This window comes from Arthrobacter sp. TmtSoilC48, from assembly GCF_059739425.1.
Genome location: NZ_AP046049.1, coordinates 247,087 through 261,920 on the forward strand (window position 1 = coordinate 247,087; position 14,834 = coordinate 261,920).

The following is a 14,834-nucleotide window of genomic DNA, read 5'->3' on the forward strand; positions in this document are numbered from 1 at the left end:
TGAACCCATGGCTTCCAAGACCTCCCGCGCATCCAAGACACCCGCCTACAAATGCGCCGAATGCGGCTGGACGGCCATCAAGTGGGTGGGCAGGTGCGGTGAGTGCCAGGCGTGGGGAACCGTTGAGGAGTACGGCGCCACTGTTGCGCGTACGACGGCGGCCGCAACAGTTTTGGAGCCGGCCCGCCGGATCGCTGAGGTGGATGGGACAACGGCGGCATTCCTGCCCACGGGTGTGGACGAGTTGGACCGCGTCCTTGGAGGAGGGCTCGTTCCCGGTGCCGTCATCCTGCTGGCTGGGGAACCCGGCGTCGGGAAGTCCACCCTGCTGCTGGACGTCGCCGCGAAATTCGCCCGCACAGGGCAGGATGTCCTGTACATTACCGGCGAGGAATCCGCAGCACAGGTGAAACTCCGGGCGGAGCGGATCGACGCCGTCGCGCACACTTTGTATCTGTCCGCCGAGACCGACCTTGGGCAGGCATTGGGCCAAGTAGAGAAGCTCGAGCCCAAGCTGCTGATCGTGGACTCTGTGCAGACGCTCAGCAGCGCCGACGTCGAAGGAAGCGCCGGTGGTGTCTCGCAGGTACGCGAGGTTGCGGCGTCCATCATCTCTGCGGCCAAGCGACGCAACATGACAACGTTGCTGGTTGGCCATGTGACCAAGGAAGGCACCATCGCAGGGCCGCGTTTGCTGGAACACCTTGTGGATGTCGTATGCCAGTTCGAAGGCGAGCGCCACTCCCGTCTGCGGCTGCTGCGGGCCGTAAAAAACCGCTATGGCGCCACGGACGACGTCGGTTGCTTTGATCTTAACGAGGCCGGCATCGAGGGGTTGGCCGATCCCAGCGGGTTGTTCGTTTCGCGGACCCGGGAGCCCGTCTCCGGAACCTGCATCACAGTGACCATGGAGGGTCGCAGGCCGCTGCTGGCGGAGGTTCAGTCCCTTCTCGCCGAGAGCGCCAATTCCCAGCCCCGGCGTGCCACCAGCGGGTTGGAAAGTTCCAGGGTGGCCATGTTGCTCGCAGTGCTTCAGCAGCGTGCCGGCTGCATGCTCCATAAGGACGATTCCTATGTGGCAACCGTGGGCGGAGTGAAACTCACGGAGCCGGCCACAGACTTGGCAGTTGCGTTGGCCGTCGCATCGGCCAAATCCCGCAAGGCACTACCCCAACGGCTCATTGCGTTCGGCGAAGTGGGCCTGGCTGGCGAAGTACGTCCCGTTCCCGGGATTAACCAGCGCATCCAGGAAGCCCACCGGCTAGGGTTCACGCACGCGATCGTTCCAGCTAGCCCGGCAGGCGCCGGCGTCATCCCGGACGGCTTCTCGGTGCGGGAAGTTGGCCACCTGGCCGAAGCGCTGGAACTGCTGATCACGTAATTCCGCCGGGGTGTCGGGAGCCCGCTGAGCTGCGGTTTCGGCAAGGATTGGGTCATGACCAAAAGAACTGTGCTTATTGGGGGACGCTTTTTCTTTGGCCTTTTGACCCTGGTGGCAGTGGGAACGCAGCTGACGGTTCATTTAGGCATGGGGTACGACGTCTGGAACTTCTTCAGCTACTTCACCAACTTGTCCAATATCTTCGCGGCCGTGGTGCTGCTCATCAGCGGATACAGGGTCCTGGTCCGGAAACGACCCAGTGAGATCGATGACGCCACCCGCGGCACGGCGACCATCGCCATGGCCGTAGTTGGACTGGTATTCGGAGCTTTGCTTGCCGGCGAGGACCTTGGCTCCCTGCTTCCGTGGGTCAACTTTGTGGTCCACTACCTGATCCCTGTGGTGATGGTGGTGGACTGGCTGTTCCAACCGCCGCGGGCAACGTTGACTGCCCGCCATATCTGGTACTGGCTGCTCTACCCGGTGGGCTACCTGGTCTATAGCCTGATACGCGGCGCTTTCCTGAACTGGTATCCGTACTGGTTCATCGATCCCGCCCGGGCAGGTGGCTGGGGCGGTGTGGTGGTTTTTGCCGCAGCGATTTCCGTCGGCTTCCTCCTGGTGAGCCTGGCGATGCTGTGGCTCGGTAACAAGCTGAAGCGGCAGGTGGATTACTAGAATATCTACACCAATTTGTTATATCGAAGCACGTCAACCGCCCAATAGGCCCAAACCGCCCTTGCCGGTGCGGCAAGAAAACGCACCTTCCAGCCATCCCCGCACATAACGAAATGACCCACTTTGGGGCTTGCTGGTGCGGTTAACGGTGCCCGGAAGCCATATCATGGTGCTAGTCGTCATCAGGGCATTTTTCGAAGCGCCCGCAGATGCCGGATTCAGCTTGTCTGTGAGCCATGGCTTGCACCTTCGAAGGGAAACCCTATGGCCCGGAGCCCGGAAGAGTCGCTCAAGGCGACTCTGGCCAGAGTCGCACCCGGAACTCCTTTACGGGACGGCTTGGAGCGCATCCTTCGCGGACGCACCGGCGCCTTGATCGTGTTGGGCTCGGACCGCACCATCGACTCCATCTGTTCCGGCGGATTCGATATCGGCATCGAGTTCTCGCCCACGCGCCTGCGTGAGCTCGCCAAGATGGACGGCGCCATCATCTGCGACAAGGACGCCAGCAACATCGTCCGTGCCGCTGTGCAGCTCGTTCCGGACTCAAGCATCGAGACTCAGGAATCCGGGACCCGGCACCGCACAGCCGAGCGCGTCGCCATCCAGACCGGTGTTCCCGTTATTTCCGTCAGCCAGTCGATGCAGATCATCGCGCTGTACGTGAACGGCCTGCGGCACGTCCTGGAGGGCTCGGAGAAGGTCCTCGCGCGGGCCAACCAGGCCCTGGCAACGTTGGAGCGTTACAGTGCCAGGCTGGACCAAGTCACCAGTTCCCTTTCAGCACTGGAGATTGAAGCACTGGTCACGGTCAGGGATGTGGCCGTCACCCTGCAACGCCAGGAAATGGTCCGGCGGATTTCCGAGGAGATCGCTCAGTACGTGCTGGAACTTGGTGAAGACGGCCGCCTGCTGTCCCTCCAGGTGGAGGAGCTCACCATGGGCCGCGGCCCGGGCAGCGATGTCATCATCCGCGACTACGCAGACCCCGACGCCACTCCCGAGGATATTGAAGAAGCCGTCCAGGCGCTCCTCAACCTCGGCCCCACTGAACTGATTGACTTGAGCAGGATTGCCGGAATCATCGGCTTCGCGGGTGGCGTTGAGCAGCTGGACGCTGTGGTCCAGCCCCGCGGCTACCGACTCCTGTCCGGCCTTAAGTCCGTGCCGAAGGCCGTCGCCGATCGCCTGGTGGACTACTTCGGCGGCTTGCAGAACCTCATGGCAGCCACCATCGATGACCTCATGACTGTTGACGGCATCGGCGACCAGCGCGCACGCACGGTCCGCGAGGGTTTGAGCCGCATGGCCGAAGCAAGCTTGCTGGACCGTTTCCTCTAGAAGTCGATTGCCGACGTCGGACGCTTTCCGGCCACTCTCCTCCGGCCATCAGTTCAGCTGAAACACTGCCTTGGTGCTGGACTTGTTCCCCAGCCGGGCCTCGAACGTGTAGTAGGCGCCGCCCGCGCCGGGCTTGGCGTCGATCGCAGCGCAGCCCTCCAGCGTCCGGTTGCGTTGCCAGGGGAAATTGGCGGTCTCGCTCTTGCCTGGCTGGATGGTCTTGACCATGTCTTCACTTCCGGCCTGGCAATCCTTGGAGGAAAAGATCCTGTCCGAGCCACTCATCACCACGTACTCCATCTGCGACGTGCCAACGTTGACCTCGCAAGGCGCCGTCCCGCCATTGGTGATGGTCATGGTGAGCAGCGGCTTCTCCTCAGCCGAGTAGGCCGGCTTGTCAGTAGCCGCGGCGACGGTCACCAGGTTCAGGTCGCACACGGGCGTGGGCTTTGCGGACGGGGAAGCAGTGGCCGCTGTGGGCGCATTCCCTTGCGTGGGCACCAGGGACGCTTCCGGCGTGCTGACAGCTTGCGGCTCCGACTTACTTGCGAGCGCGCCGGTGATTGCCACGACGCCAGCCACTACGAGGGCGATCACCAGCAGCAAAGCACCGAAAACAAACTGCCGACGACGGCGGAAGACGGCCGGGCTTGGACGTCGCCTGGGCGTCGGGGTGCCAGGGCGGGCGGAACCACCTGAACTACGGGCAGCACCCTTCGCCGGCGCTGATGTGCGCGCGGACGACTGGTTCTTACCCTGATTGGCCATGTTTCTAGGCTAGGCGGGCCCACTCCGCAGCACGCCACCACCACGCCGCCGGACGCCAAACCCGCCCTGTGTGACGTGCACCGCACGAGCATTGCCGTTCCGGTTTCCACTACAGTAGAGGGCAGAATTCCAGCGCTTCGGCGCAAGCCTAAACTTCAACAGTCCGGGAGATCTGACGCATGGCACTTCCCGGTACGGACCACAGTACGGACCCCGGTGCCCACCACCTCGATGGCCTCCATCACGCCCTGGACCAGTGGTTCGGCGAGACGGCAAGGGACCTTCCGTGGCGCGAGCCCGACTGCAGCGCCTGGGGGATCCTGGTCAGCGAAGTCATGCTCCAGCAGACGCCGGTGGTGCGCGTGCTGCCGGTCTGGCGGGAATGGATGGAACGCTGGCCCACTCCCGCCCACCTTGCCGACGAGCCTTCAGGGGAAGCCGTGCGCCATTGGGGGCGTCTGGGCTATCCGCGCCGGGCGCTGCGACTGCACGCGGCCGCCGTCGCAATCCGGGACGAGCACGGAGGCGACGTCCCGGACACCTATCCCGAGCTCTTGAGCCTGCCGGGCGTCGGCAGTTACACAGCTGCCGCCGTCGCCGCCTTTGCTTTCGGGCGCCGCGAAACAGTGGTGGACACCAACATCCGCCGCGTCCATGCGCGCCTCATCTCCGGTCTCGCCCTGCCCGCTCCGACGCTCACCGCAGCCGAGATGCGCCTTGCCGACGCCTTGCTGCCCGAAGACCGGCACCTGTCCGTGCGGTGGAACGCCTCCGTCATGGAACTGGGTGCGATGGTGTGCACGGCGCGCACCCCCAAGTGCGTCGAGTGTCCTGTGCGCTCAAGCTGCGCCTGGCTCGCGGCAGGTGAGCCACCGCCGTCGTACACGCCCAAGGGCCAGTCCTGGCACGGCACGGACCGGCAAGTCCGCGGCGCCGTGATGGCCGTCCTCCGCGAAGCTGCTGCCCCGGTTCCGCGCGAAATGTTTGAACAGGCTCCCGCCGACCTCGGGTTCGTGCCCTCCGGCGTCGGGATTCCGCTGGCAGCACTGCACCGGCTCAACTCAGCCCCCGAGCAGCTGGAACGGGCACTCGACGGGCTGCTGCTCGACGGCCTGGCGGAATTGCACGACGGCGGATTGCGGCTCCCAGCGTAAGCGGCAATTGGGGCGTGATGTCGGTTCGGCAACGGGCCAGTGTGAGCCGTAACGATGCGGGTGCCTTTTGCCTGGGCTCCGGGTGCAGGAACCCGGGCCCGGCTTACGCTGAATCATGGGCAAGATCGGATTGGCTTGGACCCTCGCGGCGATGACCTCGCTGATTCCGGGTTGCTATCCGGAATCGCCACCCCCGTGCCCAGCCATCGCGATGGCGCCGGTGGTGTCCCTGACCATTCAGGCCAGCTACGTGCACGAGGTTAAGTCCATTCGCATGAAGGCGTGCCAAGACGGCGCCTGCACAGAAGCGGACCTGGAGCTGTTTCCCGGAAGCATCTCCGTAGATCAGGGCTGCGCACCCGAGGGCGTTTGCTCGGCAACGTCCTCCCCGGACGGCACCCTGCACGGCAACCTCTTCCTGCCCAACCTGACGGAATCCCCCATCGAGGCAACCGTGTCCGGCACGTCCCCATCCGGGACCGCTTTGCCTGTTCGGACGCTGACGTTCACGCCCAAGGCCGACTACCCGTTTGGCGAGCAGTGCGGTCGGTTCATCACCGCCAATCTGGTGTTGGACGCCGACGGGCTTCGGCAAGAGTGAAGCTGGCGGTCGCGAGCTAGTACAAGAGAAGCGGGTTGATCAGAACACCAGTCGACCGGTGGATGGCAGGGGGTGCGGCGACGAGCAGGCCCGTGGATGTGCCTGCTTGCTTGAGCGCTGCTGCTGCAGGGCCGAGCAGGCAGTTGTCAACGAGACAGAGCCCGATCGCCCAGATGAGGCTGTGTACTTCCAGCGATCCGGTCGGGGTGTTCCGGGCGTCGTGGAAGTCCCACAAGACGAGTCCAGGGTCCTTCCCGGCGATCCACTTCGCGCCGTCCTCACCAATCCCGGGCCGTTTTACCGCAGCGGCCCCGCTGGGGTAGATGTGCCCGGCGGCCTCGTACCTGTCGCGGCCTTGGTAGATGATGAGCGCGTCACCGGGTTCAGGGTCGACGCCGGTTGCCTCAAGGGCCGCGTCGAGCTCAGCTGCGGTGACGGGCTCCTCTGCCGTGACCCACTCAGTACCGCGTACGGCGGGGATGTCGAGCAACACGCCACGCGTCGCGATGCCGTGCTGTGCCCAGTTGACCATCGTGTCTTCATCGGTTTCAGAGGACCGCGCGGGGATCGGGCCGTGCCATGTGGCATCCGCTCCGATGTGGGCAAGCCCGTCGAGGTGGGTGTTATGGACACCGTGAGCGTCATATTTAATGACGTCGCCTCCGTGGGCGGAACGGCCGTGAATGCCGATCTGCACCTCAAGTTCGACGCCGCCGTGGCCGTGGGGCATTTCGGACAAACCCAGTTTCTGCCATTGCTCTTTCTCACTCTCGGCAGCTTCCTGGCTGGCCATGAGGCGCTCGGGCCGGGTCTCGATCTCCTTTTCGAGTGAGATCGCTTTGCCCAGCATCACCTCTCCGGCGCCACGCAACCGGGCCGCCTGGTCAATGAGTGCAACTGAGCCGCGGCATTGCACGCCTTCGATGTGGCGGGCCGCGTCGTGTTTGGCCGCTATTTCCCGCACCCAAGGTGCGAGGGGGTCGGGTCCGAGTTCTTCAGACATCTGAGACTCCATTTCTCCGGGGACGTGCCCGGGTTTCCTAGATAAGATTTGGCTCGTGCGTTTGCAAAGTTTGCTAATCGAGCGGGAAGTGGCAGGCGGCGTATTGGCCCGGCCTCACCTCGCGCATCTCCGGTTCTTCCACTGCGCAGCGTGCCTGGGCAGCCGGGCAACGGGCACGGAAGCGACAACCTGACGGAGGGTTGAGCGGGGACGGGATGTCGCCCTTCAGCGAGGGGCCGGCGAAGCCGCCCTCTGAATCCGGTGAGGGAACCGAGTCCAGAAGCGCGCGGGTGTAAGGGTGCGCCGGCCTGTCGTACACCTCCACAGAGTCGCCGAATTCACAGGTCTTGCCGAGATACATCACGAGGACTTTGTCACTGAAGCTCCGTACGACACCGAGGTCGTGGGCGATGAACACGATCGTGAGATCGTATTTGGTCTTCAGGTCTTCGAGCAGGTTGAGGATCTGGGCCTGCACCGATACGTCGAGGGCCGAGACCGGTTCGTCGCAGATGAGCAGCCCAGGGCGGACGGCCAGGGCGCGGCCAATCGCCACCCGCTGGGCCTGGCCGCCCGAGAGCTGCCGTGGCATCATTTCGGCGAAGCGCTCGCTCGGAAGCCCTACTTGCGTCAGCATTTCGGGGGCTTGGTCATCGCGTTCCTTCTGGGAAACGCCCTGAATCGCAAGCCCCTCCATCACCAGGTCCTTGACCTGGCGCCTCGGGTTCAGGGAACTGATCGGATCCTGGAAGATCATCTGCATGTCCCTCCGAAGCTCGCGCAGCCGTTGCGGCGAAGCCGACTCGATCGGTTCCTCCCTGTAGCGGATGTTTCCGCCCGCGATATGGTCCAGCCGCAGCACGGCGCGCCCAGTGGTGGACTTGCCGCACCCGGACTCTCCGACGATGCCGAGGGACTCGCCCTTCAGCAGGTCGAAGCTCACTCCTGCCACCGCTTTGAAGCTTCCCCGCGACGTGTGGTACTCGACCTCAAGATCCCGGACGGAGAGGACCGCCTCGTCTCCGCGTAGATGCGCGCTTCCACTACCGGCCAACGAGCTCACCTTCCTTTGCATTCGTGGTCACAGGGTGGAAGCACGCGACTGCATGATCCCGCCCGATATTCGTAATTGGCGGCTGCGCCTCGCCGCAGCCAGGCGTCGCCGCGGAGCAACGTGGCGCGAACCGGCAGCCACTGGGCGGATCCGTCGGGGACGGAAGCGAACCGGGAATGACATTGAGCGGAGCATGCCGCTCGTGCTCAATAGTGGGTGTCGCGGCGAGCAGGGCGTTGGTGTACTGGTGCTGGGGATCGTCAAACACTTCGCGGCTCGCTCCGACCTCGGCGAGGCGTCCGGCGTACATCACGGCCACCCTGTCGGTATTACCCGCTACGACGTGCAGGTCATGCGAGATCAGCATCAGCGACATCTTGCGCTCAATCTGGATACGGCGAAGCAGATCCAGCACTTGACGCTGGATCGTCACGTCGAGCGCGGTGGTGGGCTCGTCTGCGATGAGCAGGTCTGGTTCACAGGCAAGCGCGACGGCGAGCATCACCCGTTGGCGCATGCCGCCGGACAGCTCGTGGGGGTAGGCCCTCAGACGGCGTTCGGGGTCGGGCACGCCGACTTCCTTGAGAAGCCCGAGCGCGCGGCTGTGTGCCTCTGACTTCGAGACTCCCAAGTGTTTCCGCATGCCCTCGGTGAGCTGCCGCTCAATGCGCACCACCGGGTTCAGCGATCGCCCGGGATCCTGGAAAACCATGGCGATCTTGTTGCCCCAAATCTCCTGCAGGTCCTTGCGCCCCAGTGAAAGCAGGTCCCGCCCTTCGAACCATACCTCTCCGGTACGGGCAGATCTTGGGGGCATCAGGCCCATGACCGCGCGGGCAGTAATGGACTTGCCGGAGCCTGACTCGCCCACGATGCCGAGGGCCTCGCCGCGGCGCAGGTTGAAGCTGACACCATCAACAGCTTTGACAATGCCCCGGGGAGAGCCGATGTATGCGTGAAGATCCCGGATCTCCAGCAGCATTTCTTCGCCGCTCATGTGTTTCGCCTTCCTTCGATGCTTTGAAACGGGGTTGTGTGGTGCTGCACGGTGTCGGCCTGCAGCACCACCTTTCTCAGGGCTGAAGCCAGAGAGTGTCCGGGGCGAGCGAGCCCATCCCGTACAAGTGGATTCCGTGGACTTTGCTGCTCTCTACGGTGCCGAAGTACGCAACATTCGTAAGGATCATTGGAACGAGCTCTTGGAACCTCTCCGCGACCTTCTTGTAGGCGGCCGCGCGCTCTTCGACAGTCTTTCCGTCCCGCCCAGCGTTGAGTGCTGCGTTCATCCCGGCGTCATTGAGCCGGCTGTAGTTCGAGCTTCCGGCCTCCCCGTTAAGGGCGAGCCAGATGCGTGGATCGGGATCATTGAACACGATCGCCGAGTTGAGAAGCTGGAAATCACCCTTGGCAGGAAGGGAGCCCTGTTCGGACTGGTCGCGCTGGTTGGCCGTGATCGTGACGTTGTCGTACTGGCTCAACTGGGCCTGCACAGCCTCAAACATGGCGGTCGAACCAGGGAAGACGGCCATGGTGAAGTTCAAGGGCTTGCCCTCGGCAGCGAGCTCATTGAACAGTTTCTGAGCCTTGTCCTTATCAAAGGTATGAACGGGCACGTCGGCGAAGAGCGGCGAGTCGGACTTGAACAGTGTCTTGGGGAGTTCACCAAATCCGCCATAGACCGATTCGTTGAGCTTCTCCATGTCCAGCGCATATGACACTGCTTGGCGGGCGCGCACGTCATCGAACGGCGCCTTGGACGTGTTCATGATCAGGCCGTTGCCGCCGCCAAGTATGTAGGGCGTAGCGGCCTGTCCGGAGTCCTGGGCGTTGGCCGCATTCTCCTGGGTGGAGGTCGCAATAACGTCGGCTTGGCCGCTCGCAAGCGCGTTGTAGGCAAGGGACGGATCGGCGATGCCGCGAACCTCAACACCGTCCAGATACGGCAGCTCGGGAACGTAGTAGTTTTGGTTCTTTTTGAGTTTCAGCACGTCTCCCTGCGTCCACTTCTCAAGCACAAACGGGCCGGCCCCGATCGGGTTGGCATTGAACGCCGCGGCTCCGGCCTGAAGCGCAGCTGGTGAGCCGATCCAGTTCATCTGGGTGAAGAGCACCGCGCTGGGAAAGTGGGGTGTCGGCTTCGTCATGGTGACCGTTGCCGTCAGTTCATCCACTACCTTGATGTTGTCGATCAACGCGGCCGTACCGATCACCGAGGAGGCCGTCGCGGGAAGCTTGATGCGGTCCCAGCCGAACTTGACGGCATCCGCGGTGAAGGGTGTCCCGTCGGAGAACTTGACTCCTTCCCGAACACGAACGGCGAACGTCTTTCCGCCGTCGCTGGTGGCGAACTCCTCAAGGAGCCCCATCTTGATCTCGCCTGTTACAGGATCGTCCGTGACCAGCTGGCCGTAGAGCGAATTGCCCGTGACAGGCATGCGTGGGCCGGTGTTCTGCAGCAGCGCCGGGTCCAGGCTGGTGGGCGTACCTGCCTCGACGACTCTGGCGATGCCCCCTGAAACCGGGTCTGCGGCGGGCGCTGAGTCTGACGATGTCCCTCCGCCTGCGCAGCCGCTGAGGGCAAGTGCGGCGGCCACCACGAGGGCGGCTGCCGTTGTGGACTTCTTCATTGAAATCACGATGGCCTTTCTGATTTTTCCGGAGATTGGAAATTCGTGTGGGTTGGATCTTCTGGTGGGTGCCTTAGCCCTGCATGCTGCGATCGAACTTGCCGCGCAGGTGGTCCCCCACTTGGTTCAGTGAGAACACCGTCAGGAAAAGCGCGATCGCGGGGACGAACACGATGTGGGGGGCTCGTTGCAGCACTTCGCTTGCGCCGTTGATCATTCCTCCCCAGCTGGGAGTGGGTGGTGGCACGCCGAGGCCAAGGAAACTGAGTGACCCCTCCGCCACGATGAGTCCGGCAACGACGATGGGGAGGAACGAGGAAAGCGTCGGCAAAAGGTTTGGAAGGATTTCCCGCGTGAGGATGCGAAAGTCTCCCGCCCCCATGTTTTTGGCGGCCCGTACGAACTCCCGGCTCGCCCAGGACATCGTGCTTGCCCTGGCCAGGCGCATGAAGGTTGGAATGCTTGCCACGGTCAGCCCGATGACAAGGGTCGGGATGCTCGGGGAGAAGATCGCAGTGATGGCGAGGAGCAGGATCAGCACCGGGAACGCAAGCAGAACATCTGCGACCAACGTGATGACCCAGTCCACTTTCTTGCGGTAATACCCGGCAATCAAGCCCAGGACTGTGCCAAGGAATGCTCCCGAGAGACCTGCCACTGTGCCCACCACAAGCGAGATCTGGGCGCCCCAGATGGTTCGCGCAAGGATCGAACGGCCCGCCTTGTCCGTGCCGAGGAGAAGATCGAGATCTCCTGGCTTCGGCGGCGTCCGCGGGCTGCCAACGGGGGCGTCGTAGGGCGCGAGAGGGAGAACCCAAGCGAAAGTTGCCAACAGGATGATGATTGCCAGCCAGAAGTAAGCGAACCAGACGGTAACTGACCTCTGCTTCTTTACTGGTGGGACATGGGGGATTCCCGGGCCGCCAGAGCCCGGGCGGGTGGTGTTTGGTGTCTTCACCGTGGACTTGGTCGTCGTCGTAATACTCATGCCTGAACGGCCTTCCTTGGGATCCTCGATGCGGCCGTGGTCTTCTTCTTCGCCGCCCGCTCAGCCTTCCGGACCCGCGGGTCGATCAAGCCGTAGCTGATGTCAACGAGCATGTTCACGATCACGAACACGACCGCGATGAACGTCACCACGCCCTGAACTGTGATCACATCGCGCTGCATGATCGCGTTGGAGACAAGCTGCCCAAGCCCCGGGAGGCCGAAAAGCGTCTCCACCACGATCGTTCCTCCGATGAGCCGGGCGAGATTGATGCCGGCAACGGTCAGCAGCGAGAACGAGGACGGGCGAAATGCGTGACGGAACATCACATATGCCTTGCCCATGCCCTTTGCACGCGCTGCAGCCACGTAGTCCTCCCGCAGGGTGCTGACGAGGTCAGTGCGCAGCACCCGCTGGAACGAGGCAATCTCCATGAAAGCCACCGAGAGCGCGGGAAGGAACGCGTTTCTCAGGTTCGGGCCGAGCCCTGCTTCCAAGGGTGACCAGCCCACCGATGGGAAGGCATGCATACCCACCGCGAAAATGAAGATGAGCAGTGGTCCTGAGACGAACGGCGGAACGGAGATAAACACCGACGTGAGGACGTTGATGCCCCGGTCCACAGCGCTGCCGGGCATGGCCGCCGAGATAACGCCGAGAATGACGGCGATGGCGAGCGCGATTGCCAAACCCAGAAATGCGATTTCCAGGGTGACCGGCAGCCTTTGCATGATTGCCGTCATCACCGGGACGTGGGTGATGGGGGATGCGCCCAGGTCACCTTGGAGAGCATGACCCAACCAGTTGAGATACTGCTGCCACATCGGCAGGTCAAGCCCAAGCTGCGCCTTGAGCGTGGCGATGTTCTCCGGAGTGGCGCCTTCGCCAAGAATGACCTCGGCAACGGAGCCTGGAGCAAAGCTGAGGAGCAGAGTGGTGCCCACTGTGACCAGGACGATCACAAGGAGGGCGTATCCCACACGCTGCAAGATGTTTAACGGCATGACGCCCGCTCCCGCCTCAAATTAGGGGATTGATGATGCATCAAGGGACCTGGCTGCACTCGCCGACTCCTTCGTCGTGGGTTTATTCGTAAGAGACTGGCCTGACGCCGTGTTCCTTCAACGGAACAGCTGAACCTTTCAACGAATCTCGACTAAATGTGGCATGACTCACCATTCGGTGTCAAGGACGGCGCATTCTTTGGTTTTGAAGCTTCCGCGATAAGCGGGCTTGACATTGCCCCATACGAGATCCATGCTTTGAAAAGCGCCTAACAGGACATCTGTTCTGTTGAATAAAACAAACGCATGAGCCGAAGGGAAAGGGACTCAGATGACCACCGTCGATATCGATCCCACCAGGATTGACTTCTTCACCGATCCGGAAACAGCGAAGACGGCAGAGCCGTACTTCGACCACATGCTTGCCAACCATCCGGTGTGGCGGGAGCCAAAGTACGGCGTAGTGATCGTCACGGGATATGAAGAAGCACTGCAGGTGTACCACCAGCCTGAGGTCTATTCTTCGATCAACCGCACGGGCGGGCCTGTTCTCGACATCCCCGTCGAACTCGTTGGAGATGACCTGAGTGATCTTCTCGAGAAGCACCGGGAGTACTTCCCGAACAATGACCAGATCGTCACCTTCGATCCACCGGTTCACACAGACCATCGCACGCTCCTGATGGGCCTCATAACGCCGAAGCGACTCAAGGAGAACGAGGACTTCCTCAAGCGCACGGCAGACCACTTCCTGGACCGGATCATCCAGCGAGGCCACTGCGACTTCATCTGGGACTACGCCAAGGGCTACACCATCCTGGCCGTCGCGGACTTGCTCGGCGTGCCCGAGGAGGACCACCCGATGCTCCTTGAGCTGCTCGCCTCGGCTCCAGGTCCCGTGCTTGGCAACCTTGAGCTCCAGGCCAACCATCACAGCAGCATTGAGCGGCTCTACGACTACTTCGTCGCGAAGATCGAGGAGCGCCGCAATGATCCGAAGGACGACGTGATCACCGGCATGGCACTGGCCACCTTCCCCGACGGCTCCCTGCCCGAGCCACTTGAGGTCGCCCGGATCGCTTCCAATATGTTTGCTGCCGGCCAGGAGACCACCGTGCAGCTGATGGGCATCGCCCTGCAGCGAATCGCCGAAGACCAGGACCTGCAGGACCTGCTGCGCCGTGAGCCCTCGCTGATTCCCAAGTTCATCGAGGAAACGCTCCGCATCGAAGCGCCCATCAAGGGCTCTTTCCGGCTCACCAAAGTCGCCACCAGCATCGGCGGCCTCGACCTCGCCCCCGGCACCGTCGTGATGTTGCTGCACGGCGCTTCGGGCCGCGATCCCCGCCTCTTCGATAATCCGGCCGAGTTCGACATCCAACGTGCGAACGCCAGGCAGCACCTCGCCTTCGGCCGTGGCATCCACACATGCCCTGGCGCCCCGCTGGCACGCGCCGAAGCGGTCTTCTCGATCCAGCGCTTCCTCGAACGCACCGACCGCATGTGGATCAGCGAGGAGCACCACGGTTCAAATGGCGCCCGCGAGTGGGATCTGATCCGCAGCTACAAGTTCCGTGGCCACAACCAGCTCTACCTTGAGTACACGCCGAAGGGGGCATGATGTCTGAAAACCTCACCGTCGACCGCGACCGCTGCATGGGATCCGGGCAGTGTACGTTCTACGCCCCGAACACCTTTGATCTCGACGATCTCAGCATCGCAATCGTCACCGACGAACTCGGTGACCCCGAAGACAAGATCCAGATGGCCATCAATGTTTGCCCCACGCGGGCCATCGCCTTGGCGGCCGCAGCCAACAAGGAAGGCGCGCAATGACTGCGACTACCGAGGCCCCAGCCTCCCTGCCCATTGCAGACATGGAGGCAGACAGCCTCATCGGTAGCTTTCCCGAAGGGCAGCGCCTGGTCGGCAGCCAGTGCAACGCATGTGGCTGCACGATGATCGGCAGCCGGGTGGTCTGCAGTTCCTGCATCAGCCGCGATGTAAGCCGTGTGGCCCTGCCAACTACCGGTGTGCTCTACTCCTTCACCCGCATTCATGTCGGCAACGAAGGCATCCGCCCCCTTGGCTACGTCGACCTGGACAACGGCGTACGCACCCTGGCCGACATCCACGAGGGCGACATTCCGCTTCGCCCCGACATGCGGGTGGAGCTTGGTGTCGATGACGACTGGTTCTTCGTGCCGGCGACCGGCGAAAAACGAAAGGTTTAAC

The 14,834-nt window shown here is 62.8% G+C and carries 15 protein-coding genes; 8 read left to right on the forward strand and 7 right to left on the reverse strand.

Annotation, left to right across the window (positions count from 1 at the left end; all coding sequences use genetic code 11):
• The first annotated feature begins 7 nt into the window (after window positions 1–7).
• The 3 genes from radA (at window position 8) to disA (ending at window position 3,400) form a co-directional block, all read left to right on the forward strand.
• Window positions 8–1,381 carry a DNA repair protein RadA gene (radA, locus tag AC6I97_RS01255; RefSeq protein WP_017197019.1) on the forward strand — a complete coding sequence of 458 codons (1,374 nt, stop codon included), beginning with the start codon at window positions 8–10 and terminating at the stop codon, window positions 1,379–1,381.
• 54 nt (window positions 1,382–1,435) lie between these two features.
• Window positions 1,436–2,059 (forward strand): Pr6Pr family membrane protein, encoded by a 624-nt coding sequence (locus AC6I97_RS01260; protein ID WP_497943868.1) that lies wholly within the window; start codon window positions 1,436–1,438, stop codon window positions 2,057–2,059.
• 264 nt (window positions 2,060–2,323) lie between these two features.
• Entirely contained in the window at window positions 2,324–3,400 is a 1,077-nt protein-coding gene (gene disA / locus AC6I97_RS01265) for a DNA integrity scanning diadenylate cyclase DisA (protein WP_216922711.1), read from the forward strand.
• 48 nt (window positions 3,401–3,448) lie between these two features.
• Here the strand turns inward: disA and AC6I97_RS01270 are convergent, their stop codons facing one another.
• Entirely contained in the window at window positions 3,449–4,168 is a 720-nt protein-coding gene (locus AC6I97_RS01270) for a hypothetical protein (protein WP_497943869.1), read from the reverse strand.
• Between the two features lie 179 nt (window positions 4,169–4,347).
• Between AC6I97_RS01270 and AC6I97_RS01275 the strand changes: the two genes are divergently transcribed.
• Together AC6I97_RS01275 and AC6I97_RS01280 are read left to right on the forward strand one after the other, a co-directional pair.
• Complete coding sequence (locus AC6I97_RS01275; protein WP_497943870.1) at window positions 4,348–5,322, forward strand: iron-sulfur binding domain-containing protein; 975 nt, start codon at window positions 4,348–4,350, stop codon at window positions 5,320–5,322.
• A 115-nt stretch (window positions 5,323–5,437) separates the two neighbouring features.
• Window positions 5,438–5,923 carry a hypothetical protein gene (locus AC6I97_RS01280; RefSeq protein WP_497943871.1) on the forward strand — a complete coding sequence of 162 codons (486 nt, stop codon included), beginning with the start codon at window positions 5,438–5,440 and terminating at the stop codon, window positions 5,921–5,923.
• Window positions 5,924–5,939: 16 nt separating this feature from the next.
• Here the strand turns inward: AC6I97_RS01280 and AC6I97_RS01285 are convergent, their stop codons facing one another.
• The 6 genes from AC6I97_RS01285 to AC6I97_RS01310 all read right to left on the reverse strand — a co-directional run bounded on the left by AC6I97_RS01285 (window position 5,940) and on the right by AC6I97_RS01310 (window position 12,599).
• Entirely contained in the window at window positions 5,940–6,926 is a 987-nt protein-coding gene (locus AC6I97_RS01285; RefSeq protein WP_497943872.1) for a cyclase family protein, read from the reverse strand.
• Between the two features lie 73 nt (window positions 6,927–6,999).
• Complete coding sequence (locus AC6I97_RS01290; protein ID WP_497943873.1) at window positions 7,000–7,989, reverse strand: ABC transporter ATP-binding protein; 990 nt, start codon at window positions 7,987–7,989, stop codon at window positions 7,000–7,002.
• Window positions 7,970–8,977, reverse strand: coding sequence for an ABC transporter ATP-binding protein (locus AC6I97_RS01295; protein ID WP_497943874.1), 1,008 nt, complete (start codon window positions 8,975–8,977; stop codon window positions 7,970–7,972). The genes AC6I97_RS01290 and AC6I97_RS01295 overlap by 20 nt, the downstream gene beginning before the upstream one ends.
• A 76-nt stretch (window positions 8,978–9,053) precedes the next feature.
• Window positions 9,054–10,607 carry an ABC transporter substrate-binding protein gene (locus AC6I97_RS01300; protein ID WP_497943875.1) on the reverse strand — a complete coding sequence of 518 codons (1,554 nt, stop codon included), beginning with the start codon at window positions 10,605–10,607 and terminating at the stop codon, window positions 9,054–9,056.
• A gap of 73 nt (window positions 10,608–10,680) precedes the next feature.
• Window positions 10,681–11,595: an ABC transporter permease gene (locus AC6I97_RS01305; RefSeq protein WP_497943876.1), complete on the reverse strand. Its 915-nt coding sequence runs from the start codon at window positions 11,593–11,595 to the stop codon at window positions 10,681–10,683.
• On the reverse strand, window positions 11,592–12,599 hold the full coding sequence (locus AC6I97_RS01310) for an ABC transporter permease (protein WP_309931541.1): 1,008 nt from the start codon (window positions 12,597–12,599) through the stop codon (window positions 11,592–11,594). The genes AC6I97_RS01305 and AC6I97_RS01310 overlap by 4 nt, the downstream gene beginning before the upstream one ends.
• 331 nt (window positions 12,600–12,930) lie before the next feature.
• On the opposite strand from AC6I97_RS01310, the gene AC6I97_RS01315 reads away from it, so the two are divergent.
• The 3 genes from AC6I97_RS01315 to AC6I97_RS01325 are packed head-to-tail and all read left to right on the forward strand — an operon-like array spanning window position 12,931 to window position 14,833.
• Complete coding sequence (locus AC6I97_RS01315; protein WP_497943877.1) at window positions 12,931–14,220, forward strand: cytochrome P450; 1,290 nt, start codon at window positions 12,931–12,933, stop codon at window positions 14,218–14,220.
• A complete protein-coding gene (locus AC6I97_RS01320; RefSeq protein ID WP_497943878.1) occupies window positions 14,217–14,435 on the forward strand; it encodes a ferredoxin in 219 nt (72 codons plus the stop codon). Before AC6I97_RS01315 ends, AC6I97_RS01320 begins: the two co-directional genes overlap by 4 nt.
• Window positions 14,432–14,833: a Zn-ribbon domain-containing OB-fold protein gene (locus AC6I97_RS01325; RefSeq protein WP_497943879.1), complete on the forward strand. Its 402-nt coding sequence runs from the start codon at window positions 14,432–14,434 to the stop codon at window positions 14,831–14,833. Before AC6I97_RS01320 ends, AC6I97_RS01325 begins: the two co-directional genes overlap by 4 nt.
• Window position 14,834: the final 1 nt, after the last annotated feature.

Excerpts from the sequence above, each read along its gene's own strand:
- radA (WP_017197019.1), top strand. The coding sequence starts at position 8 with ATGGCTTCCAAGACCTCCCGCGCATCCAAGACACCCGCCTACAAATGC.
- AC6I97_RS01260 (WP_497943868.1), top strand. The coding sequence starts at position 1,436 with ATGACCAAAAGAACTGTGCTTATTGGGGGACGCTTTTTCTTTGGCCTT.
- disA (WP_216922711.1), top strand. The coding sequence starts at position 2,324 with ATGGCCCGGAGCCCGGAAGAGTCGCTCAAGGCGACTCTGGCCAGAGTC.
- AC6I97_RS01270 (WP_497943869.1), bottom strand. The coding sequence starts at position 4,168 with ATGGCCAATCAGGGTAAGAACCAGTCGTCCGCGCGCACATCAGCGCCG.
- AC6I97_RS01275 (WP_497943870.1), top strand. The coding sequence starts at position 4,348 with ATGGCACTTCCCGGTACGGACCACAGTACGGACCCCGGTGCCCACCAC.
- AC6I97_RS01280 (WP_497943871.1), top strand. The coding sequence starts at position 5,438 with ATGGGCAAGATCGGATTGGCTTGGACCCTCGCGGCGATGACCTCGCTG.
- AC6I97_RS01285 (WP_497943872.1), bottom strand. The coding sequence starts at position 6,926 with ATGTCTGAAGAACTCGGACCCGACCCCCTCGCACCTTGGGTGCGGGAA.
- AC6I97_RS01295 (WP_497943874.1), bottom strand. The coding sequence starts at position 8,977 with ATGAGCGGCGAAGAAATGCTGCTGGAGATCCGGGATCTTCACGCATAC.
- AC6I97_RS01300 (WP_497943875.1), bottom strand. The coding sequence starts at position 10,607 with ATGAAGAAGTCCACAACGGCAGCCGCCCTCGTGGTGGCCGCCGCACTT.
- AC6I97_RS01305 (WP_497943876.1), bottom strand. The coding sequence starts at position 11,595 with ATGAGTATTACGACGACGACCAAGTCCACGGTGAAGACACCAAACACC.
- AC6I97_RS01310 (WP_309931541.1), bottom strand. The coding sequence starts at position 12,599 with ATGCCGTTAAACATCTTGCAGCGTGTGGGATACGCCCTCCTTGTGATC.
- AC6I97_RS01315 (WP_497943877.1), top strand. The coding sequence starts at position 12,931 with ATGACCACCGTCGATATCGATCCCACCAGGATTGACTTCTTCACCGAT.
- AC6I97_RS01320 (WP_497943878.1), top strand. The coding sequence starts at position 14,217 with ATGATGTCTGAAAACCTCACCGTCGACCGCGACCGCTGCATGGGATCC.
- AC6I97_RS01325 (WP_497943879.1), top strand. The coding sequence starts at position 14,432 with ATGACTGCGACTACCGAGGCCCCAGCCTCCCTGCCCATTGCAGACATG.